15 protein-coding genes are annotated in these 23,149 nt (G+C 47.5%); 11 read left to right on the forward strand and 4 right to left on the reverse strand.

Translation table 11 applies throughout. The annotated features are described in order from the left end of the window. The first annotated feature begins 218 nt into the window (after positions 1-218). The 11 genes from DWV53_RS05205 (at position 219) to ilvC (ending at position 16,200) form a co-directional block, all read left to right on the forward strand. A complete protein-coding gene (locus DWV53_RS05205) occupies positions 219-1,682 on the forward strand; it encodes an NAD(P)-dependent oxidoreductase (RefSeq protein WP_259318914.1) in 1,464 nt (487 codons plus the stop codon). Between the two features lie 428 nt (positions 1,683-2,110). After that, positions 2,111-2,770 (forward strand): hypothetical protein, encoded by a 660-nt coding sequence (locus DWV53_RS05210; RefSeq protein ID WP_118152112.1) that lies wholly within the window; start codon positions 2,111-2,113, stop codon positions 2,768-2,770. A gap of 142 nt (positions 2,771-2,912) precedes the next feature. Continuing rightward, positions 2,913-4,265 (forward strand): signal recognition particle protein, encoded by a 1,353-nt coding sequence (ffh, locus tag DWV53_RS05215; protein ID WP_006847372.1) that lies wholly within the window; start codon positions 2,913-2,915, stop codon positions 4,263-4,265. Between the two features lie 106 nt (positions 4,266-4,371). Beyond that, positions 4,372-5,250, forward strand: a complete 879-nt coding sequence (folD, locus tag DWV53_RS05220) for a bifunctional methylenetetrahydrofolate dehydrogenase/methenyltetrahydrofolate cyclohydrolase FolD (protein ID WP_118152114.1) — start codon at positions 4,372-4,374, stop codon at positions 5,248-5,250. A gap of 169 nt (positions 5,251-5,419) precedes the next feature. Continuing rightward, complete coding sequence (locus tag DWV53_RS05225) at positions 5,420-8,020, forward strand: alpha-L-arabinofuranosidase C-terminal domain-containing protein (protein WP_118152116.1); 2,601 nt, start codon at positions 5,420-5,422, stop codon at positions 8,018-8,020. 238 nt (positions 8,021-8,258) lie between these two features. Further along, entirely contained in the window at positions 8,259-9,404 is a 1,146-nt protein-coding gene (locus DWV53_RS05230; protein ID WP_118152118.1) for an OmpA family protein, read from the forward strand. Between the two features lie 382 nt (positions 9,405-9,786). Next, positions 9,787-11,589 (forward strand): dihydroxy-acid dehydratase, encoded by a 1,803-nt coding sequence (ilvD, locus tag DWV53_RS05235; protein ID WP_118152120.1) that lies wholly within the window; start codon positions 9,787-9,789, stop codon positions 11,587-11,589. An 83-nt stretch (positions 11,590-11,672) separates the two neighbouring features. Next, positions 11,673-13,388: a biosynthetic-type acetolactate synthase large subunit gene (gene ilvB, locus DWV53_RS05240; RefSeq protein WP_118152122.1), complete on the forward strand. Its 1,716-nt coding sequence runs from the start codon at positions 11,673-11,675 to the stop codon at positions 13,386-13,388. Positions 13,389-13,494: 106 nt separating this feature from the next. After that, positions 13,495-14,040, forward strand: a complete 546-nt coding sequence (ilvN, locus tag DWV53_RS05245; RefSeq protein ID WP_006847378.1) for an acetolactate synthase small subunit — start codon at positions 13,495-13,497, stop codon at positions 14,038-14,040. Between the two features lie 115 nt (positions 14,041-14,155). Further along, positions 14,156-14,959: an acyl-[acyl-carrier-protein] thioesterase gene (locus DWV53_RS05250; RefSeq protein ID WP_118152124.1), complete on the forward strand. Its 804-nt coding sequence runs from the start codon at positions 14,156-14,158 to the stop codon at positions 14,957-14,959. Positions 14,960-15,156: 197 nt separating this feature from the next. Further along, on the forward strand, positions 15,157-16,200 hold the full coding sequence (gene ilvC / locus DWV53_RS05255; RefSeq protein ID WP_089543564.1) for a ketol-acid reductoisomerase: 1,044 nt from the start codon (positions 15,157-15,159) through the stop codon (positions 16,198-16,200). Positions 16,201-16,409: 209 nt separating this feature from the next. Here ilvC and DWV53_RS05260 read toward each other — a convergent pair whose 3' ends face one another. The 4 genes from DWV53_RS05260 to DWV53_RS05275 form a co-directional block, all read right to left on the reverse strand. Next, positions 16,410-18,323 (reverse strand): RecQ family ATP-dependent DNA helicase, encoded by a 1,914-nt coding sequence (locus tag DWV53_RS05260; protein WP_117727886.1) that lies wholly within the window; start codon positions 18,321-18,323, stop codon positions 16,410-16,412. Between the two features lie 115 nt (positions 18,324-18,438). Beyond that, on the reverse strand, positions 18,439-20,160 hold the full coding sequence (gene recJ / locus DWV53_RS05265) for a single-stranded-DNA-specific exonuclease RecJ (RefSeq protein WP_006847382.1): 1,722 nt from the start codon (positions 20,158-20,160) through the stop codon (positions 18,439-18,441). A gap of 259 nt (positions 20,161-20,419) precedes the next feature. Then, the gene (locus DWV53_RS05270) at positions 20,420-21,631 is read right to left on the reverse strand and encodes an aminopeptidase C (RefSeq protein WP_118079296.1); all 1,212 of its coding nucleotides are present in this window, start codon (positions 21,629-21,631) and stop codon (positions 20,420-20,422) included. Between the two features lie 83 nt (positions 21,632-21,714). Beyond that, a complete protein-coding gene (locus DWV53_RS05275; protein ID WP_118079295.1) occupies positions 21,715-23,121 on the reverse strand; it encodes an aminopeptidase P family protein in 1,407 nt (468 codons plus the stop codon). Positions 23,122-23,149: the final 28 nt, after the last annotated feature.

A 23,149-nucleotide genomic window follows, 5' to 3' on the forward strand; every position in this document is an offset into this window, starting at 1 on the left:
GAATGTAGAACCTTCATAAAAGTATTTATTTTAAGGCCTTGCATGTGAATGTAGGGCTTTTTGTAGATAATAAGGAAAAAAGCGGCAAAAATGAAAATATGTAAGGAGGATGGGCGATTTATGAAATATTATTTGTACCTTTGCACCCACAAATCAAAGGATAGATTGTAGAATCAATAAAACAGGAGAGCAGTTCTATTATGAGTGAACAGAAAGAAATGAAAAATATGAAGAATGCTGCAGAGGTACAGACCGCTGGGCAGAATACAACAGAAACAATAGTGAAGCAGACGGAAACTGCCGATGCTGCAAAACAGAATGATGCAGCTGAACAGCAGGCGGATGCTGCTGCCTTCCAGGTAGTGAACGAGGGTTTTTCTACCCGCGAGGCCATTGAGGAGGCTAAACGCTGCCTCCACTGCAAGATTCCGCAGTGCAAGAAGGGATGCCCGATAGGCAACGACATACCTGATTTCGTACACGAACTCTCTATGGGTAACATGGGTGCAGCGATGAGTATCATCAATGCCAAGAGCAACCTGCCGGCTATCTGCGGCCGTGTATGCCCTCATGAGAAACAGTGTCAGGGCAACTGCGTGCTCGGAAAGAAAGGCAAACCGGTACAGATTGGCAAACTGGAGCAGTTTATTGCCGATTTTGATACCAAGATGAACCTTTCGCGCGAGATGTTGCCACAGAAAACACGTGGCCGTGTGGCAGTCATCGGTTCGGGTCCAGCGGGCTTGACCGTAGCCGGCGATCTGGCGCGTCAGGGCTTCAACGTCACCATTTTCGAGGGCCAGGCTGAGCCGGGAGGCGTGTTGATGTACGGTATTCCTGAGTATCGCTTGCCTAAGTCGGTAGTGCGCGATGAGGTGGCTAAGATTGCTGACCTCGGCGTGCAGTTTATCACCAACTGCATGGTGGGCGAGAACAATGTAACCATCGACAGTCTGTTCCGTGCAGGCTACGACGCCATCTTTATGGGCACAGGTACCAGCGTGCCTCAGAACATGGACTCTACACCGGGCTCAAAGCTCCACGGTGTGAGCCAGAGTACATACTTTCTGCATAACGTGAATGCCTATAACGAAGGCGCTTTGACCCGCGACATGGTTCCACTGCGCGACGGCGAGAAGGTGGGGGTCATTGGCGGCGGAAACGTGGCCATGGATGCTGCCCGTACTGCTATCCGTCTGGGTGCCGATGTAACTGTGCTGTACCGTAAGACCCAGGAAGAGATGCCTGCCATCCAGAGCGAATATGAAGATGCTGTGAAGGAAGGCGTGAAATTTGAGTGGAAAACTACCGTCGAGGCCTTTCTGAAGGGCAAAAACGGCCGTCTGGGAAGCTGTGTGCTGAACACTCCTGAGGGTGAAAGGGTAGAAAAATTCGACAGAATCTATCTCGCCATCGGTTCAAGACCAGCCAACCGTATCGTTTCTACCACTGCCGGAATCGAGGTGGATGAGAAGGGATATGTAAAAGTTGTTGAACGTCCGTTCGGTATGACCACCCGTCGCGGTGTGTTTGCCGGAGGTGATGTGGTACACCGTCCGCAGACTGTAGTCCTGGCAATGAAGGCTGCCAAGGAGGTGGCTCAGGGCATCGCTCAGTATGTAGATGCCATCAAGCTTCTTGAAGAGGCTAAGAGAATCGAGCAACGTGGAATAGTAGAATAATCAAATGAACTCAATAGAATATAAGTGAATTATTTCTGCAGTTACGGAACTGGTTTAACAGAGAGTTGTCACTAGGCTCGGCAGAGCTGCTGAGCCTAGTGATAATATCTGGGAAGCTATGTGTTTTGACTTAAAAGACTATATGCAAGAACTCTAAAAACTATATGCTTTTACTTACTAAAAATATTTCTTAGTGTTGAAAACACCATATCTTTCCTTTGAATGATACTATATACCTTTGAATGATGCTATATAAATAGGCCAACTGTTATAGACGCTTAATTTTTTTACATTACTCTTTAAATGAACTTAAACTTCTTGGGGAATTTAATGAAGTATCAGATTTAATCATTACTTTTGTATCAGATTCATATTAAGAAGAAGTAATTTGTCTGGTACAAAGAAAAGATATAAATCAGAGAAAAAGCATGAAGCGTATCATATTGATTTTAACAGTATTGCTTGCCATGTTAGGGCAGGTAGCCTATGCGCAGAAAACGTGTGTCATCGCATCGGCAGAAAATCATGTGCCTATTCGTGAAGCACTTATTCATACTAATAACAATCATTGGGCAAGAACAGATTATCGGGGCTATTGGACGATGCGCTATCAGTTTGATTCAGCAACCGTATCGAAACCTGGTTTTATGAAGGCAACTATCCGGTACAAGGAACTGCCGGATACTCTGTTTCTCTTGCCGGATGCCAAACAATTAGGTGAAGTGACAGTTTGGGGCAAGAATCAGGAAGGCATCAAAAACATGGAAGAGGATATTCAGGAGAAGATAAACTCTTTGCCAACTTCATCTGCTGGCATCGGGTTTGATGCTTTCGGATGGATGGATAAACAGGGAAAACGTGATAAGAAGCATCTGCAACAGGCTAAAAAGGTATTTGAAAAAATGGAACATAAGGATCCTGTGGTAGCTGCTTATGAAAAAGCAACGGGGAAAAAGTATGAATTGACTAATCCGTATGATGTCTCGGCTTTTAAGAAAGATCCTTCTTCTGAAATGGCTACAGAAGAGAAAAAAGCAACTTCTGATGCTGAATCAAAATCGAATAAGAAGGAGAATCCTGAAAAATAAGCACAAGAGTAAACTGAAGAAATGAACTCGGGAAAGGCAGAGCGATAGCTATTTTAGCCGACGGGATAAAAAAAAACATAAACAAGTTGGCTTTCTCGAAAAAAAGTCGTATCTTTGTAGCCAAAAATATAAAGAAAGAAAAATGTTTGAAAATTTAAGTGATAGACTGGAACGCTCGTTCAAAATCTTGAAGGGCGAGGGAAAAATTACAGAAATCAACGTGGCGGAAACCATGAAGGATGTGCGCCGTGCACTCCTCGACGCCGACGTAAACTATAAAGTGGCTAAGGAATTCACCAACAAGGTGAAGGAGAAAGCACTCGGCATGAATGTACTTACTGCCGTAAAGCCGGGACAGTTGATGATCAAGTTGGTGCACGATGAACTGGAAGAACTCATGGGCGGCGAAGAAGCCCCATTGAAGCTCGAAAGTCATCCGGCCGTCATCCTCATGAGCGGTCTGCAGGGTTCGGGTAAGACTACCTTCAGCGGCAAGCTTGCCAATATGCTCAAGACCAAGAAAGGCAAGAAGCCATTGCTCGTGGCCTGCGACGTTTACCGTCCGGCAGCTATCCAGCAGCTCCATGTAGTGGGTGAGCAGGTGGGTGTTCCGGTATACAGCGAGCCAGAGAACAAGGATGTGCTCAGTATCGCCGACCATGCTATCCAGCAGGCCAAGACTAACGGCAATGATGTGGTAATCGTCGATACAGCCGGACGTCTCGCCATTGATGAGCAGATGATGAACGAGATCAGCAATCTCAAGAATCATCTCCGTCCAGACGAAACCCTTTTCGTGGTTGACTCCATGACCGGTCAGGATGCCGTAAACACAGCCAAGGAATTCAACGACCGCCTCGACTTTAACGGCGTTGTTCTCACCAAGCTCGACGGTGATACCCGTGGTGGTGCTGCCCTCAGTATCCGTACCGTGGTAACCAAGCCAATCAAGTTTATAGGTACCGGCGAGAAGATGGACGCCATTGACGTGTTCCACCCAGCTCGTATGGCAGACCGAATTCTCGGCATGGGTGACGTGGTATCTCTCGTAGAGCGCGCACAGGAGCAGTTCGACCTGGAAGAGGCTAAGAAACTGGAGAAGAAAATCAGAAAGAACCAGTTCGACTTCAACGATTTCTACAACCAGATCCAGCAGATCAAGAAGATGGGTAACATCAAGGATTTGGCAGCGATGATTCCGGGCGTGGGCAAGGCCATCCGCGACGTAGATATCCCAGAGGATGCATTCAAGGGCGTAGAGGCCATCATCCAGAGTATGACTCCTAAGGAGCGCACCAATCCAGCCATCCTCAACACATCACGCCGCCAGCGCATCGCTAAGGGTTCGGGCACCAACATCCAGGAGGTGAACAAACTCATCAAGCAGTTTGACCAGACCCGCAAGATGATGCAGATGATGACCGGCAACAAAATGGCGCAGATGATGAGCCGCATGAAGGGTATGCCAGGCATGCCTAAGATGCCGGGAATGTAAATCAGTTGATAGTTAATAGTTTATAGCGGCTTTGCCGTATAGCAAACTTGCGATAGGCAAGAATGCCCTATAAACTATAAATTATAAATTATAAACTAAAGAAAGAATGACGTTAATCGACGGAAAGGCGACGGCAGCCGCCATCAAGGAACAGATAGCCCAGGAGGTGGCACAGATTGTTGCCGACGGAGGCAAGCAGCCACACCTGGTAGCCGTGCTCGTAGGGCACGACGGAGGCAGCGAAACCTATGTGAAAAACAAGGTGCTGGCCTGCGAGAAGTGTGGATTTAAGTCGACCCTCATCCGTTATGAGGAGGATGTTACCGAAGAAGAGCTCCTGCGGTGTGTAGATAAGTTGAACCAGGATGATGATGTTGACGGATTCATCGTTCAGCTTCCTCTGCCTAAGCACATCGATGAGCAGAAGGTGACTATGGCAATAGATTACCGTAAGGATGTAGACGGATTCCACCCGGTAAACGTGGGCAGAATGTCGCTCGGCATGCCTTGTTTCATCTCTGCCACTCCGCTCGGTATCCTCACCCTGCTGCAGCATTACAATATTGAGACCAGTGGCAAGAAATGCGTCATTCTGGGCAGAAGCAACATCGTAGGCAAGCCAATGGCTCAGCTGATGATGCAGAAGCAGTATGGCGATGCTACCGTCACCGTATGCCACTCCCATTCCAAGAATTTGAAGAAAGAGTGTCAGGAGGCAGATATCATCATCGCAGCCATAGGCCGTCCTGATTTCGTGACAGCCGATATGGTGAAGCCGGGAGCCGTAGTCATTGATGTGGGTACCACCCGCGTGCCTGATGCTACGAAGAAAAGTGGTTTCCGCCTGAACGGTGATGTGAAATTCGACGAGGTGGCAGAGAAGTGCTCTTTCATCACTCCTGTTCCGGGAGGCGTTGGTCCGATGACCATCTGTTCGCTGATGAAGAATACGCTGGCTGCCGGCAAGAAGGAATATTACAGCTAAAAAGAAGATAATTATTTCAGAAAGAAGCAGTGCTTAAGTCACTGCATACTTGATTTTTTATAACTCTCTAATTTGTGGGGCAGGGTGCAGTGATGCACTCTGCCTTTTTATCAAGCCGAGAGAAATAGTGTAAAATGAACAAACAATATTAATCTAAAAATATAGAAACATGATAAAATTAAAGTACATATTTACATCAGTGCTGCTCGTGGCAGCTGCCAGTGCCAGTCAGGCTGTCAGCAGGCAGCAGATGCAGAAGCAAATAGACAAGGATGCCCCTGCATACACCATACAGGGCAAGGATTCCATCTGCCAGATATTCATCTATTCGCCAGCACCCAACCAGGGCTTGCATCTGGCTTATTTCACCGACGATGAGCGTTGGGTGGATGTAGGACAGCTCTGCGCCAGCGACTACGGTCCGTGGGGAGCTGAAAAGAAGATGTATAACCCCTTCGTGGTAAAAGCCAACGACGGCACATGGCGCGCACTCTGGAGCGTGAACCTGCATGCACCGCAGTTTGCCGTAGCCTATTCTGAAGACCTCATCACCTGGCGCCCGCAGGATTATCCCATCATCCGCGAAAAGGGCGTGAAGGATGTGGCTGCCTATCAGATGGATGACGGCAACTTCGACATCTATCTCAAGACATCCAAAGGCAAGCGATACGTACAGGCAAGCAACGATTTCCGTACCTTTAAGGAAGATACGCTGGAGGCTTCAGCTGATGAGATACTCTGGCAGCGCGACACCGCAACCATAGGCGGAAAACTCTTCCAGGGTTGCGATTTCGAGGTGCCGGCCGTGCATCTCAATTACATCCGTTCCTGGTTCCACGCCCTCTCTGAAGAGGCAAAACTCAACGCCCAGCCGATGCCGAAGACCGATGCCGACCTCGCAGCTTATGCCAAGGACAACCACATCGACCTGCCGAAAGATTCGGAAATCCCTGCCAACCTCAGTATCAATCCACAGAAATCCCACCGCATCTCCAACAAACTGATGGGTATCTTTTTCGAAGACATCAGCCGCGCTGCCGACGGAGGACTCTCTGCAGAAATGTTGCAGAACGGCGACTTTGAGTATAACAAGGAAGACCACCGCCAACAGTGGAATGCCACCACGGCATGGGTGGGGGTAGAGAAAGAGGGTATCGCCACCGAAAACGGGGTGAGCCAGAACAATCCCCATTACGCCGTTCTGGGCGCTACACCTATTTATAATATAGGTTGGGACGGCATCGCCATACGTCGCGGAGCTGCCGTTGAGGGCAAGGAGGGTAAGCATCAGCCAGCCATTTACGAGGTGAGCCTGCACGCCCGCTGCATCGATGCCAAGAAGAAAGACCTCACCCTGGCGCTCGTAAACCAGGAGGGATTGCCTGTATGCCAGACCAAGATCAAGGTGCAGGGCGCAGACTGGAAGGAATATAAGGCGCAGCTCATCGTGACCGATAAATATGAGGGCGAACTCGCCAGTGAAGCCACCACCAAGGAGGGCAAGCTGGGCAAGAACATCCGGTTCGCCATCCTGCCTAAGGGCGAGCAGAAAGTGGCGGTAGATTTGGTAAGTCTCAAACCACAAAATACTTACAAGGGTCATGGACTGCGTAAAGACCTTGCCGAGGCCATTGCCGACCTGAAGCCTCGCTTCGTGCGCTTCCCGGGCGGCTGCATGCTCCACGGTCAGGGGCTCAAGAATATTTACCACTGGAAGGAGAGCGTGGGTCCGCAGAAAGATCGCAAGCCAGCCTACAACATCTGGGGATACCATCAGACCCGCCAGCTGGGTTTCTATGAGTATTTCCAGTGGTGCGAGGATATGGGAGCCGAGCCGCTGCCTGTATTGGCGGCAGGTGTTCCTTGTCAGAACTCTGTGGCAGATGAGCGCGGAGTGGCTGGTCAGCAGGGCGGAATCCCGATGAGCGAGATGCAACAGTATATTCAGGACGTGCTAGACCTGGTAGAATGGGCGAATGGCGACCCTGCCACCTCTAAGTGGGCTAAGATGAGAGCCGATGCGGGTCATCCGGCTCCGTTCAACCTCAAGATGATAGGCATCGGCAACGAAGACCTCATCTCTACCGATTTTGAGCAGCGCTACCTGATGATCTGCAAGGCGGTGAAGCAGAAATATCCTCAGATAGAGGTGGTAGGTACCGTAGGTCCGTTCCACTTCCCGTCTTCCGATTATATTGAGGGTTGGAAGATTGCCCGCGAAAACAAGCGCTGGATTGATGCCGTAGACGAGCATTATTACGAGCAGCCGGGCTGGTTCCTGAACCATCAGGATTATTACGACCATTACGACCGCAAGGCTCCTAAGGTTTATCTGGGCGAATATGCATCTCGCGGTACCAATGCGGTAGACAATGCGCTGGCTGAGGGCATCCACCTCTGCAATGTGGAGCGCAACGGCGATGTGGTAGAAATGACATCCTATGCTCCTCTCTTGTGTAAGGACGGATACAGCAACTGGCAGCCGGACATGATTTACTTTGATAATAATAATGTACGCGCGAGCGAGAGCTACAAGATTCAGAAGATGTTCGGTCAGCATGCCGGTGACCTCTACATCTCATCCGTGCTCAGTCTGCCGGATGCGCTGAAGAAATATGTGGGCACCAGTGTGGTGAAGGATTCTAAATCGGGCAAAACCTGGCTTAAAGTGGTGAATGCCTTGCCTCGCACGCTGAAACTCTCGGTTTCTGGCTTGGGCAACAAGCAGGTAACCATCGCAGGCAGAAGCGCTCAGGTTTTCGAACTTTAGCTTTCTTCAGAAGATGTTTTCTGATAGAAACGGATAGAACCAATAATGGCTCAGATTATTCATTTTGAGTAAAATAGAATGGAGAAATAGGATATTAAAATGTTCTTTTTCTCCATTTTTTATGTTTTACAGCATAAAATATGGCCAAAAATTTGGTAGTTAATAATTTTTTTTATTATTTTGCACCCTGAAAATGAAGTTTTAAGTAATTTATATAAAATCAAATTTTAGAGAGAAAATGAAAAAGTTAGTATTAATGTTTGCTGCTGCCGTAATGGCAGTATCTGCATCTGCTCAGACTACACAGGAGAGCAAGTTCTTTGACAATTGGTATCTTGGTGTAAACGTTGGAGCTGCTACAAAGACTACTCACAATGCATGGTTCAAGAACGTAAATCCTTCAGTAGGTGTACGTCTCGGAAAGTGGTTTACTCCAGTTTGGGGTGCTGCTGTAGAGGCTGACCTCTATGCTCGTAACCGCAACCTGCCTTTTACACATAAGACTTTGGTTCGTGGTGCAAGCGGTAAGTTCATCGGTACTATCAATGCAACAAACCTCTTCTTGGGTTACAAGGGTGAGCCACGTAAATTCGAAATCATCCCATTGGCAGGCATCGGTGGTTACCACTCTTTCAACCTTCATAATGGCAACCTCAATGCCCTCACAGCTAACGCAGGTGTTGACTTCGCATTCAACCTTGGCGCAAACAAGGCTTGGCAGGTATATGTAGAGCCATCTATGAATTGGTTCCTTCACGACAACAAGAGTGCTTGCAATGGTTGCCAGTTTGATGTTAACAAGTCTGCTTTCCAGGTTAAGGTGGGTGTTAACTACAAGTTCAAGGGTTCTAACAACTCTCACAACTTCACTATCGTAACTCCACGCGACCAGAACGAGATTGATGGTTTGAATGGTCAGATCAACAACCTCCGCAACGACTTGAATAGCAAGGATTCTGAACTCGCAGCTAAGGACAAGCAGATCAAGGATCTCCAGAATGCGCTCAATGAGTGCCAGAAGGCTCCTAAGTATGTAAAGCCAGCTACTGCTACCAATTTGCAGCCAACAGTATTGTTTACTGTAGGTAAGTCAAAAGTAGAGCGTAGCCAGATGCCAAACATCGAGATGATTGCTCTGTATATGAAGAATCATCCAAATGCTAAGGTTGAAATTAAGGGTTATGCATCTCCAGAGGGTTCTAAGGAACTTAACCAGAAACTTTCTGAGGCTCGTGCCAATGCTGTAAAGAACATTCTCGTTAAGACTTACAAGATTAGCGCAAATCGTCTTCAGGCTAAGGGTATGGGTGCTACTGACAAGCTCTTCAAGCAGGTTGAGTTCAACCGTGTTGCTACATTCAATGATAACAATGCAGCTGAATAAAGAAATAAGTAGTTTCAGATATTTGGTCTTGTGACCAGGTCCTCCTAAACTTCGGTTTAGGAGGATTTTTTTTCTTCTTATCTTTCTTACATGTCTGGCCGCCTCGCTTTATACTTTTTCGTCAGGTAATCTTAATAAGATAAGAGTTCAGTGTGGTTAATAAGCTCTTTCTTGTTTTTTTGCACAAAATCAGCAGAAATGAGTATCTATCGTGATAAATTGTAAGCATTTTATTTGTTTTTCTAACAAAAAAACGAAGTTTTCTGAAATTTTATACGAAATTAGTTGGCTATTACATAAATTCTCTGTATCTTTGCAGGCAAATTATAACAAATGGGCTCGAAAGAGCCCTTTTAAGCAAGGAAATAAAAGAAAAAAAGATATGAAACATCCATTAAGAAGTAGCGTCTGCACTGAAGGCAGAAGAATGGCAGGTGCCCGAGCACTCTGGGTAGCTGCAGGTATGAAACACGAGCAGTTTGGTAAACCAATCATTGCTATCGTGAACAGCTTTACTCAGTTTGTGCCAGGTCATACCCATCTTCATGAAATCGGTCAGATCGTCAAGAAGGAAATCGAAGCTATGGGGTGCTACGCAGCCGAATTCAATACCATCGCCGTTGACGACGGTATCGCAATGGGACACGACGGAATGCTCTATTCCCTCCCAAGCCGTGACATCATTGCCGACTCTGTAGAATACATGGTCAATGCTCACAAAGCCGACGCCATGATTTGCATCTCAAACTGCGACAAGGTAACCCCAGGTATGCTCATGGCATCTATGCGACTGAACATTCCTACCGTGTTCTGCTCAGGTGGACCTATGGAAGCCGGACGCTGGAAGGGTGAGAACGCCGACTTGATTACAGCTATGATTAAGGGTGCTGATACAAGCGTTTCTGACGAGGAGATGACGCAGATTGAGCAGTGCGCCTGCCCAGGTTGCGGTAGCTGTTCAGGTATGTTTACCGCCAACTCAATGAACTCACTCACCGAGGCCATCGGTCTGAGTTTGCCAGGCAACGGAACCATTCTTGCTACCCACAAGAACCGCATCCAGCTCTTCAAAGATGCTGCACGCCAGATAGTTAAGAACGCTTACGCATATTATGAGGACGGCGACGAGAGCGTATTGCCACGCAATATAGCTACCCGCGACGCATTCCTCAACGCCATGACCCTGGACATCGCCATGGGCGGAAGCACCAACACCGTGCTCCACTTGCTGGCAGTAGCTCAGGAAGCTGGCGCAGACTTCAAGATGGAAGACATCGACCAGTTGAGCCGCAAGGTGCCTTGCCTCTGCAAGTTGAGCCCTAACACCCAGAAATACAGTGTACAGGAGTGCAACCGCGCAGGTGGTATCCTCGGTATCCTGAACGAACTGAACAAGGGCGGTCTGATCAACGGCGCCGTAAAGCGTGTTGACGGCAAAACACTCGATGAGCAGATGAAGAAATACGACATTACCGGCAAAGAGATTGATGCCGAGGCTGACAGAATCTACCATTCAGCACCGGGCAGAAAGTTCTCTACCCAGATGGGTAGCCAGGATGCTCAGTGGGAGAGTCTCGACACCGACCGCGCCGAGGGTTGTATCCGCGACCTCGAGCATGCCTACACCAAGGATGGCGGACTGGCAGTGCTCTTCGGCAACATCGCCCAGAACGGTTGCGTAGTAAAGACAGCCGGCGTAGACCCAGTGCTCTGGCATTTTGAGGGTCCAGCCGTATGCTTTGATTCTCAGGAAGATGCATGCGAAGGCATCCTCGGCGGAAAGGTTAACTCAGGCGACTGCGTAGTCATCACCCACGAGGGTCCGAAGGGTGGCCCTGGCATGCAGGAGATGCTCTACCCAACCTCTTACATCAAGAGCCGTCACCTGGGCAAGGAATGTGCCCTCATCACCGACGGCCGCTTCTCAGGCGGTACATCAGGCTTGAGCATCGGTCACATCAGTCCTGAGGCTGCAGCAGGTGGTAACATCGGCAAGATTAAGGATGGCGACATCATCGTCATTGATATCCCTAGCCGCTCCATCAATGTGAAACTCTCTGACGAGGAACTCGCAGCACGCCCACAGCAGCCGCTGAAGCGCAACCGCGTGGTTAGCAAGGCACTGCGCGCTTATGCCCAGAGCGTAAGTTCGGCAGATAAGGGCGGTGTGAGAATCATCGACTAGTCTTCGAGAGTCTTTGAAAAGACAGTTTTTAGAGTCTTTGAGAAAAGAAAAGTTTTTGAATTATTCAGAATAATAACATATAAATGGCAAAAGAAGTAATAACAGGAGCCGAAGCACTGATGCGCTCCCTGAAAAACGAGGATGTTAAAACTATCTTCGGATATCCGGGCGGCAGCATCATGCCAGTGTTTGATGCACTGTACGGTTACACGAGAGGTGAAAAGAAGATGTTTGACCACATATTGGTACGTCACGAGCAGGCTGCTGCTCACGCTGCACAGGGTTATGCCCGAGTCAGCGGCGAAGTGGGCGTCGCTCTTGTCACTAGTGGTCCTGGAGCTACTAATACATTGACCGGCATCGCTGATGCCATGATGGATTCTACACCAATCGTAGTCATCGCCGGACAGGTAGGCGTAGGTGCCCTGGGTACCGATGCTTTCCAGGAGGTAGACCTCGTGGGTGTTACCCAGCCAATCTCCAAGTGGTCTTACCAGATACGCCGTGCCGAGGATGTGGCATGGGCTGTGAGCCGTGCTTTCTACATCGCCCGCAGCGGACGTCCGGGACCTGTGGTGCTCGACTTTACAAAGAATGCGCAGGTGGCTACATGCGAGTGGGAACCAGTGAAATGTGAGAAGGTTACATCTTACAACCCTTATCCTACGATAGATGAAAAGGCGGTGGCTGAAGCTGCCGAACTCATCAACAATGCCAAGAAACCATTCGCCCTCGTGGGTCATGGAGTAGAGCTTGGCGGTGCACATAATGAACTCATCGAATTCCTCGAGAAGGCAGATATCCCTGCCGGCAGAACCCTGCTCGGCCTTTCTGCCCTGCCTAGCAACCACCCGCTCAACATGGGTATGCTCGGCATGCATGGTTCTTATGCTACCAACATGAAGACCCAGGAGTGTGATGTGCTCATCGCCATCGGTATGCGTTTCAGCGACCGTATCACAGGCGTGCCTTCTAAGTATGCTCCCCAGGCTAAGATTATTCACCTGGACATTGACAAGGCTGAGATTGATAAGGTTATCAAGACCGATGTGGCTGTTGTGGGCGACTGCAAACAGAGTCTGCCAGCCATTACCCGTCTGCTGAACAAGAATGTTCACCGCGAGTGGAGAGATTCCTTCGAGGAATACCGCCAGCAGGAACAGGAAAAGGTAATAGAGAAGGATATCCACCCTACAGAGGGACCGCTGCTTATGGGCGAGGTGACCAACGTGGTAACGGAAGCTACTCATAATGAGGCTGTTCTCGTAAACGACGTAGGCCAGAACCAGATGATCAGTAGCCGCTACTTCAAGTTTACCAAGAAGCTGAGCATCGTAACCAGTGGTGGTTTCGGAACCATGGGCTTCGGCCTTCCGGCAGCCATCGGTGCCACCTTCGGAGCTCCCGACCGCACCATCTGCTGTTTCTTCGGCGACGGCGGTTTCCAGATGAACATCCAGGAACTGGGCACCATCATGGAGCAGCAGGCACCGGTAAAGATGATTCTGCTGAACAACAACTATCTGGGCAACGTTCGCCAGTGGCAAGACCTGATGTTCGGCGGCCGTCACTCCTTCACCCACATGATGAATCCTCATTATGCAGAGATTGCCAAGGCCTACGGCATACCATACGATGTGGTAATAGACCGCAAGGACCTTCAGGCTAAGGTGGAGAAGATGATCAGCACCAAGGGTCCTTACCTGTTGGAGTGCGCCATCAAGGAGAATGAAGACATCGTTCCGATGACGCTGCCGGGCAAGAGTGTAGATGAGATGCAACTCGAGTTGAATTATTAAAAGCTTTCGGCTATATATATAATAAGGTGTAAATTCCTTCATGAGGAAGCATCCTCCGAAAAGGAAAGACTCCGAAAAGTAACCGATTATTTTAAAATTTGGAAAAATGGAGAATAACAACGAAAAGAAATTATATACATTGCTTGTTTACTCAGAAAACATTGCCGGTATCCTGAATCAGATTACTGCCGTGTTTACTCGCAGACAGGTAAATATCGAGAGCTTGAATGTTTCGGCCAGCAGTATCAAGAATATACACAAGTATACCATCACGGTTTGGAGTGATGAAGAGCAGATTGAGAAAATCAACAAGGCAATAGAGAAGAAGATTGACGTGGTGAAGAGCGATTACTACACCGACGACCAGATCTTTATCCATGAAGTGGCTCTCTTCAAAATTTCCACTCCGGTATTGCTCGAAAATCCAGAGGTTTCGCGCACCATCCGCAAGCATGATGCCCGCATGATGGAGGTGAATCCTACCTACAGCACCGTGCTCCTGGCAGGACTTACCGAAGATATCGCCGACCTCTTCCAGCAGCTCAACAGCTACAACTGCCTCCTTCAGTATACCCGAAGCGGCAGAATCGCTGTTACGAGAAGTTTTGACGAACCCATCTCTGATTATCTCAAGCAGAATTCAGAAGATTAGATTTCTTTCATATTTTGATGCCCTTTGTTCCCCTGGCTTCAAACTAGAGGAGCAGGGGGCTTTTCGGTTTAAAACAACAGGACAAACAACAAATTAAAAGGACGAGACAGATATTATGGAACAGAAATTATTAGATAAGGTAGGACGTTACGAATTCCTATCGGAGCCTTTCCACTGCGATTTCAGCAGCCACCTCTTTATGGGGCATCTCGGAAATCATCTGCTCAATGCTGCCGATTTTCACAGCAACGACCGCGGGTTCGGCATGAACTACCTCATGCCCCGACACAAGACATGGGTTCTCAGCCGACTGGCCATTGAGATGACAGAGATGCCGAAGTCTTACGACCGCTTTGTGGTAGAAACCTGGTGCGAGAGTGCCATGAAATATTTCACATCCCGAGATTTCAAAATCTGCTGCAAGACATCATCATCAGAAGAAGCCAAGGTTTACGGTTACGGCAAGAGCGTGTGGGCAATGATTGATACGGAGACCCGACTGCCTGTTGATATTTTTGAAATTCACGACGGGCTCATCAAAGAATATATTGATTCAGAAAAACCTTGTCCTATCCAGGCAAGTTCGAGAGTGAAAATGGGCAAGAATGCCAAGCTGGTGAGAACCATTGATACCTATTATCATGATGTAGATGTTAACGGGCACATCAACTCGGTAAAATACATCGAACATATTCTCGACCTCTTTGATCTGGATTATTACAAAAATCACTTTTTGCAAAGATTTGAGATAGCTTACGTAGCAGAAAGTCACCAGGGAGACCAACTTCATTTCTATTTGGAAGAAACAAGTGAGGCAGAAAAAATGCAAGAATACTGCATAAAGATAACAAAAAACGGCAAAAATGACGCAAATGAGGTGGAAGTTGTAAGAAGTAAGGCTAAATTTATTAAAAATTGAAAGAAAAATTTGGTAGTTTCATTTTATTTGCTTACCTTTGCACTCAGAAAATATAAATAAACCCAGAGCCGCCTTCTTGGATAGGGGGTGGACGGATCAAACAGGCTCTCTTTGGATAAGAATACAGCTCGCATCCGTATGGACAAGTATAACCCGCGGCTCCACAAACGGCAAGCCGCACAAAAAAAATAAAAATTATGGCAGAAATGAATTTCGGTGGCGTAATGGAAACTGTTGTCACCAGTCATGAATTTTCATTGGAGAAAGCACGTGAAGTATTGAAGAACGAAACAATCGCAGTTATCGGTTATGGTATCCAGGGTCCTGGTCAGGCTTGTAACCTTCGCGATAATGGTTTCAACGTCATCGTCGGACAGCGTCAGGGTAAGACCTACGAGAAGTGTCTGAAGGATGGTTGGGTTCCTGGTAAGACATTGTTCTCTATCGAGGAAGCTGCTGAAAAGGGTACTATCATCTGTATGTTGCTTTCTGATGCCGGTCAGATTGCATGCTGGCCAAAGATTAAGCCACACCTCACAGCAGGTAAGACTTTGTATTATTCACATGGTTTCGCTATCAACTGGAGCGACCGCACAGGCGTTGTTCCACCAAAGGATATTGATGTAATCATGGTTGCTCCTAAGGGTTCTGGTACTTCTCTCCGCACTATGTTCTGCGAGGGTCGTGGTTTGAACTGCTCTTACGCTGTATACCAGGATGCATCTGGCAAGGCAGAGGAGAAGACTATTGCCTTCGGTATCGGTATCGGTGCCGGTTATTTGTTCAAGACAACATTCCAGCGTGAGGCTACTTCTGACCTCACAGGTGAGCGTGGCTCATTGATGGGTGCAATTGAGGGATTGTTGGAGGCACAGTATGACGTGCTCCGCGAGAATGGTCACTCTCCATCTGAGGCTTTCAACGAGACTGTTGAGGAGCTCACACAGAGCCTTGGCCCTCTCTTCGGTGCTAAGGGTATGGATTGGATGTATGCTAACTGTTCAACAACAGCTCAGCGTGGTGCTCTTGACTGGGCTCCTCGTTTCCGTGAGGCTATCAAGCCTGTAATGGAGTGGTTGTACTACTCTGTAAAGACTGGTAACGAGGCTCAGATTTCTATCGACAAGAACTCTCAGGCTGATTACCGCGAGAAGTTGAACGCTGAACTCGAGGCTATGCGCAACAAGGAAATGTGGCAGGCTGGTGTTACAGTTCGTAAACTTCGCCCTGAGAATAACTAATTTTTTTCTCGTACATAATGTTGAAAAGGGAATGGCCCGAGAGGTGTCGTTCCCTTTTTTCTGTTTATATGGGGGTATAAGTTGCTGGCATATACAAATCTCGCTGCTGGCGTATGCGAAATCCCAATGCTGGCATATACAAAAAGCCCTGAAAAGGCAAAAGCATCTCTCTTCTGAAAAGCTTTTACTCCTTCAGGACTTATAAGATATTAGGGCTTCATTTCCGGTTTCGGTTCAAGCCGGATTTCATCTTCCTCAACATTCATCATATTCTCCACAACCATTTCTTCAAGAACTGCAGCCATATCTTCTGAATCATATTTCAGTTGGTTTAGTTCTGTAATGTCATGTGGCTTTCCGTCTTTCAGCAAGTCTAGAATTTCTGATATAATAGTTTGCTTCTGGGGTATTTTGTGGTCTATGCAGACATCACATATCCCGCAGTCGTCCTTCATTTTCGTTTTTTCGCCAAAATAACTCAGAAGCTGGCGCGAACGGCAGATGCTGTCGTTCTTTGCATAACTGATAATGCTCTTGATGTGGGCAGTAAACTGTTTCTTGCGTACTTCCCATACCTCCTCAGGGATGATAACTCTGAAACCATCTTCCCTAGGACGCGTGTAGCTGATATAAGGTGTCTTGCGGCGGGGAATGAAGTCGATGATGTGGCGGGCACTCAGATTTTTCAGAATCATGTATACCTGCTGACGGTTTAGTTCGCTTACACGCTCTATCAGCGACTCATCAATGTAAACATAGTCGGTAAACAGACCGCCGTAATTACGCAGAAGCCCCGTAATAACAGACTCTTCCTTCTCCGAAACATTCTCTAGCAGATAGAGATCATTTCGGCTGATGTTAAATCTGATTCTTGCTTTTCCGTCAGGATTGTCCTCGTAGTGGATATAGCCTGAGCGCTCCAGAATGCGCAGAGCCGAGTCTACGCGAGTAGGGAAGTACTTGTAGGTGAAGCAGAACTTCTCTATCTCGAACATGAAAGTCTGTCCCATTCCGCTTCCAACTGCCACCTGGAAAAAGTAAGCAAGATGCTCGTATACGTCTTTGATGAATTCTTTATCTGGGAAGGTTTCGTCTATGCGTTTCATGAGTTTGTTTTCATCGCTCTGGTTGTAGAGCAGCACAGCATAAGCCTTTTCGCCGTCTCTTCCGCCTCGACCCGCCTCTTGAAAATAGGCTTCCAGTGAGTCTGGACAATCTATATGAATTACCATTCTCACATCTGACTTGTCTATTCCCATGCCGAAAGCATTGGTTGCTACCATTACCCTTATCTCGTCATTTTGCCAGTTTTTCTGTCGGATATCCTTCACGTCGGAATCCAGTCCGGCATGGTAAAATGTAGCAGAAATACCTTGTTTGTTCAGAAGTTCTGCCATCTCCTTGGTTCGTTTTCGGCTTCTCGCGTAAATGATTGCTGAGCCTTGGGTACACTGTAGGATATGAACCATTTCGGTCAACTTGTCGTTGGTGGTGCGCACCACATAGGCAAGATTCTTGCGGGCAAAACTCATTTTAAATACGTTTTGCTTCTTGAAGTGAAGCTGGTTCTGGATATCTTCTACTACATCGGGAGTGGCCGTAGCCGTAAGAGCAAGGACTGGTACACCGGGCTTCATATCTCTTATTTTTGCAATTTCGAGGTAAGACGGGCGGAAATCGTAACCCCACTGGCTGATGCAGTGAGCTTCATCTACCGTGATGAAACTCACCGGAATGTGGCGCAGTTTAGTTTGGAACAATTCTGAAGAAAGACGTTCTGGTGAAACATACAGAAACTTGATTTCACCGAAAATACAATTTTCCAATATTCGGAGAATCTCTTGGCGCGACAATCCTGTGTAGATGGCTTCAGCCAGGATGTTGCGGGCTTTGAGATGCTGTACCTGATCCTTCATCAGCGCAATGAGTGGAGTTACCACAATGCAGACGCCCTTTTGGGCAAGGGCTGGAACCTGGAAGGTGATGGATTTACCGCCACCTGTAGGCATAAGACCGAGGGTATCCTCACCTCGGGCTATACTTTCGATGATGTCTCGTTGTATGCCGCGAAAGTCAGGATACCCCCAATATGTACGTAGTATTTCTTGATATTTATCTGCCATTTTTTGAAACTTTTGCCCTTGCAGATTTCGATGCTTTTGCGTCCTGACGGATTTGCTCTACAAATCCGTGTAATCCGAGTAATCAGTGCCTAATCCATGCATAGGGCTAAGTACCTCATCCTTCGTTTGGACGGATGTCTTCTATCTGAAGTTGAACTTGGTTTTTCTTAAAAATATTCTCTTCGATGGTGAAGGCTATGTCGAAACTTCGCTTACTCTTGATGTAGCGGGCAGCTGCACTCTGACCGAAAGCGATGCCGTTTAAGACCGTGCTCGATTTTGAGTCTACCAGTTCCAACTTGATGTGTTCCTGTTCTCTGCCCACCACCTTACTGGTACCATAATCATATACCCGGTTGGTGCAGAAAATAGGTTTCTGGTTACATGGACCGAAAGGAGAGAAGCGCTTCAAGTCGGCCTGCAGATGCTTGGTAATGTCTTTAAAGTCAATTTCAGCATCTATGTTGAGCATCGGTTCTGTCTGTTGAGGCGAAATATGCTCTTCTACATAATGCTGGAACCTGTCTCTGAACTCTCTAACCTTATCCCACTTCAAGGTAAGTCCGGCAGCATAGGTATGACCACCGAAATTGAGCAGGAGGTCGCGGCAACTCTTGATGGCTGAGTAGATGTCAAATCCCGTTACGCTACGTGCTGAACCTGTAGCCATATCACCATCCCGGGTCAGAACAATGGTAGGGCGGAAGTAGATTTCGGTGAGTCGGGAAGCAACAATGCCAATGACTCCCTTTTTCCAACCTTCATCATAGAGCACGATGCTGGAGTTGTGTTTCATGCTTTCCAGACGCGATACGATGCCGTTGGCTTCTTCAGTCATCTGCTTGTCTATGTCTTTGCGCTGCTCATTGTACTCATTGATGTGTCTGGCCATGCGCAGGGCTGAGGAATAGTCTCTTTCTACCAGCAGATCTACGCTCAGCTTGCCGTTCTCCATTCTGCCTGAAGCATTGATGCGGGGACCAATCTTGAACACAATATCGCTCATAGAGAGCTCGCGTCCGTTCAGTCCGCAGATGTCGATGATGGATTTCAGACCGATACTTGGATTGGTATTCAGCAACTTAAGACCATGGAAGGCGAGTATTCTGTTCTCATCTACCACCGGCACAATGTCGGCAGCAATACTCACGGCGCAGAAGTCGAGCAGAGGAATGAGCCTGGAGAACGGAATGTTGTTGTTCTTGGCAAAAGCCTGCATAAACTTGAATCCTACACCGCATCCGCAGAGATGCTTGAATGGGAATGGATCGTCAGGACGCTTCGGATTGAGTATGGCCACAGCAGGTGGCATCACATCGTCAGGAACGTGATGGTCGCAGATGATGAAGTCTATTCCCAGACTCTTGGCATATTCTATCTCCTGAATAGCCTTGATTCCGCAGTCTAGAATAATAATCAGTTTTACACCAGTCTGATGAGCAAAATCAATTCCTTTCTTACTCACTCCGTAACCTTCGTCGTAGCGGTCGGGAATGTAGTAGTCGATGTTTGAATAGAATTGCTGCAAGAATTTGTACACCAGGGCAACGGCGGTGCATCCGTCTACGTCATAGTCTCCGTAAACAAGGATACGTTCCTTTCTACCCATAGCATCGTTCAGGCGGTCTACGGCAATATCCATGTCTTTCATCAGGAATGGATTGATGAGATCTGAGAGTTGTGGACGGAAGAACCGTTTGGCTGCAGACTCTGTCGTAATCTCGCGCTTGATGAGCAAATGGGCAAGAACTGGGCTCATATTTAGCTTGGCGCCTAATTCTTCAGCTGCTTTTTGCTGTTCAGGTGTTGGTGATTCGTAATTCCATTTAAAATGCATTTTAATTATTTTTTATTTCTGCCCCCAAAGTTACGAAAATAAAATGACAAAAGGAAATGTTTAGGGAGGAATTTTACTAAATTACCTAGAAATAAGTAAAAATAAGACTTGTTGGCAACCCAAAATAAGTGAATAAGAGATTTTCTTGGCAACAAAAAAGGCAGCAAACTCATCGGTTTGCTGCCCCTTGAATATTTTTGTTTAGGAGAATGTCCATAGAAAACCTATAGACTATAAACTTTTAACTATTAAAACTCTCCTAGATTCCGAGCTTCTTGCGGATGTCCTTAGGAAGGGCGTTCTTGTTAACCATGAAGTCCATAGTCTTGTAAGCTACGAAAGCCTTGGTCATGTACCAGGTTCCCTTGTAGTCACCATACTCGCCCCAAGAGTTCTTAACCATGTAGTACTCCTTGCCGTTCTGATCCTTAGCGATACCGTAGATGTGCATACCGTGGTCGTCAGTTGTCTCCCAATTGTCGAATGCTTCCTGACGCATAGCCTGTGTAGGAACAATCTCAGGAGCATTTACGCCGAGAGAATCAAACTTCTCCTTCTTCTCGTCCTTAGAGAGCTTGAACCAATGGTCAGCATCTGTACCGGCCATAGAGCGAACCTTCTTTACGTCGTAAGCGATACCGAGACCCTTGCGAGTGAAACCGTCTTCTGTTACGTCACCTCCCCATGCTACTGTATAACCATTGTTTACAGCGTTGTCGATAATCTTGCAGATGTCTTCCATAGGAACGTTGTAGCTCAAAGGCCAGCGCCAGTTGTCCTGTACCTCAACAGCAAATTTGCTCCACATTGGGTGGTGGGTGTAGCTGGTAATGGTTACATAATCATCAAGATTCAAACCGAGGCTCTGGCAGAAGCTCTGTGGAGTATACTGCTTGCCCTCGTATGTAAACTTCTCAGGAGCCTTACCGATATAAGAGTCGATGATGCCCTGAAGACCGCTCTTCCAGGCTGGAGAAAGCTTCTTAGCTGTGCTCTTTGCTACTGCCTCTACGTATGGAGTCATTACATTGAAGAACTCACCGAAGTTAGCCAAAGAGTCACCTGTCAATGAACCTGGTGCAGGCATGGCAGACTCAGGTACAATACCATAGTGCTGCAAAGCATAGAGTACATCGTAGGCGCTACCACCCTCAGAGAAGCTCACGTCGCCGTGCATTCTTACAGCCACTGTGGCGCGGTCCATATAAGTCTTGTTGGCTACGAACATTTCGCTGAGGTCGTAGGTCTTGCCTGTCTTCTTCAAGATTTCGCTCTCGAAGTAGCTGAGGGTAGAGTAAGCCCAGCACGTACCACTGCGGTTCTGGTCCTTGATGCTAGTGATAGGATTCTGCTTTACTACAGTAAATACAGGTTTGTTCTTTGCTACTACTGCAGAGTCTGCAGCTTTCTTCGCATTTGCTCCTGTGGCTACCAAAGCCATCAAGGCTGCAACAATCATAGTTTTCTTCATGAATTCTTTTCTCTTTATATTAATGTTCTTGTTATATCTTCTCTCTGATTCCTTTTTCTGAAATGATTTCTCTTTCAGGAATTTTATTCCTTGTTGGCTGCCATGAACTCCTCAACATCTTTTGGATGATAAGGTATGCGGTCTTTGCCCAGGAATCTGCAACCATCTTTGGTGATGAGTACATCGTCCTCAATTCGGATACCACCGAAATCTTTATAGGTCTCAATCTTGTCGAAGTTGAGGAATTCTGCACAGTGACCGGATGCCTTCCAGTCGTCGATGAGGGCAGGGATGAAGTAAACTCCCGGCTCGTCGGTTACCACGAAACCTTCCTGCAGACGGCGACCCATACGCAGGCAGTTGGTACCGAATTGCTCCAGATTAGGGCGTACCTCTTCGTCGAAACCAACGTTAATCTGGTCGAGGTTCTCCATGTCGTGAACATCCATTCCCATCATGTGGCCCAAACCATGAGGCAGGAACATGGCGTGTGCTCCAGCCTTTACAGCCTCTTCTGTATCACCCTTTGCAAGTCCGAGCTCCTTCATGCGGTCGAAGAGCAGGCGGCAAACAGAGAAGTGTACGTCTGCCCATTTTACGCCTGGCTTGGCTACATCCAGTGCATGGTCGTGGCATTCTTCTACAATAGAGTAGATTTCCAACTGGCGCTGGCTGAACTTTCCGCTCACCGGCATGGTGCGGGTGTTGTCAGAACAGTAGTTGTTCATAGTTTCTGCACCTGCATCACAGAGTGCCAGTCTGCCTTCTTCCAGTACATTCATAGATGGATAACCATGCTGAATTTCACCGTGCTGACTGAAGATGGTTGGGAAACTGACCATGGCTCCGTAAGAGTGGGCAATGCCACTTACCTGACCTGCAACATATTTTTCTGTCACACCCGGACGTACGAGCTTCATCGCTGTGGTATGCATCTTGTATCCGATGACAGCAGCACGCTCCAATTCCTCGATTTCTTCCTGGGTCTTAGTTGAACGCATCTTCACAACAGCCTTGATGAGGTCCATGCTGGCCTCTTCTTTCTGCTGGTTAGGATGGATACCTAGAAGGTCGAATATCTGCAGTTTGATGTCGTAGCGGTAAGGTGGCAGGAAATGAATCTTGCGCTTCTTCGACATGGCGTCGTTGCAGATAGTCTTGAGCGTTTTCATAGGTGCTGAGTTGTGAACGCCTACCTGCGCTGCAAGATCGTGAACATTGTCAACGCTTCCGTACCATACGATGTCTACGAGGTCGATGTCGTCACCAATCAGGGTTTCAATATCGTTGTCTATATCTATCACACCTACCAGACCGTCGCGCTGTAATCCGAAATAATAGAGGAATGTCGAGTCCTGACGGAAAGGGTAATATCCGTTATTAGGGAAATTACATGGTGAATTGTTGTTTCCGAAAAGTATAATTACGCCGCTTTTCACAAGCTTCTTCAACTCCTGTCTGCGGCTGATGTAAGTCTCTTTGCTGAACATATTTTTAGTATTTTACATTATTTTGCTT

Origin of the sequence: Segatella copri (genome assembly GCF_003465495.1) — a bacterium.
Lineage (GTDB): Bacteria > Bacteroidota > Bacteroidia > Bacteroidales > Bacteroidaceae > Prevotella > Prevotella copri_G.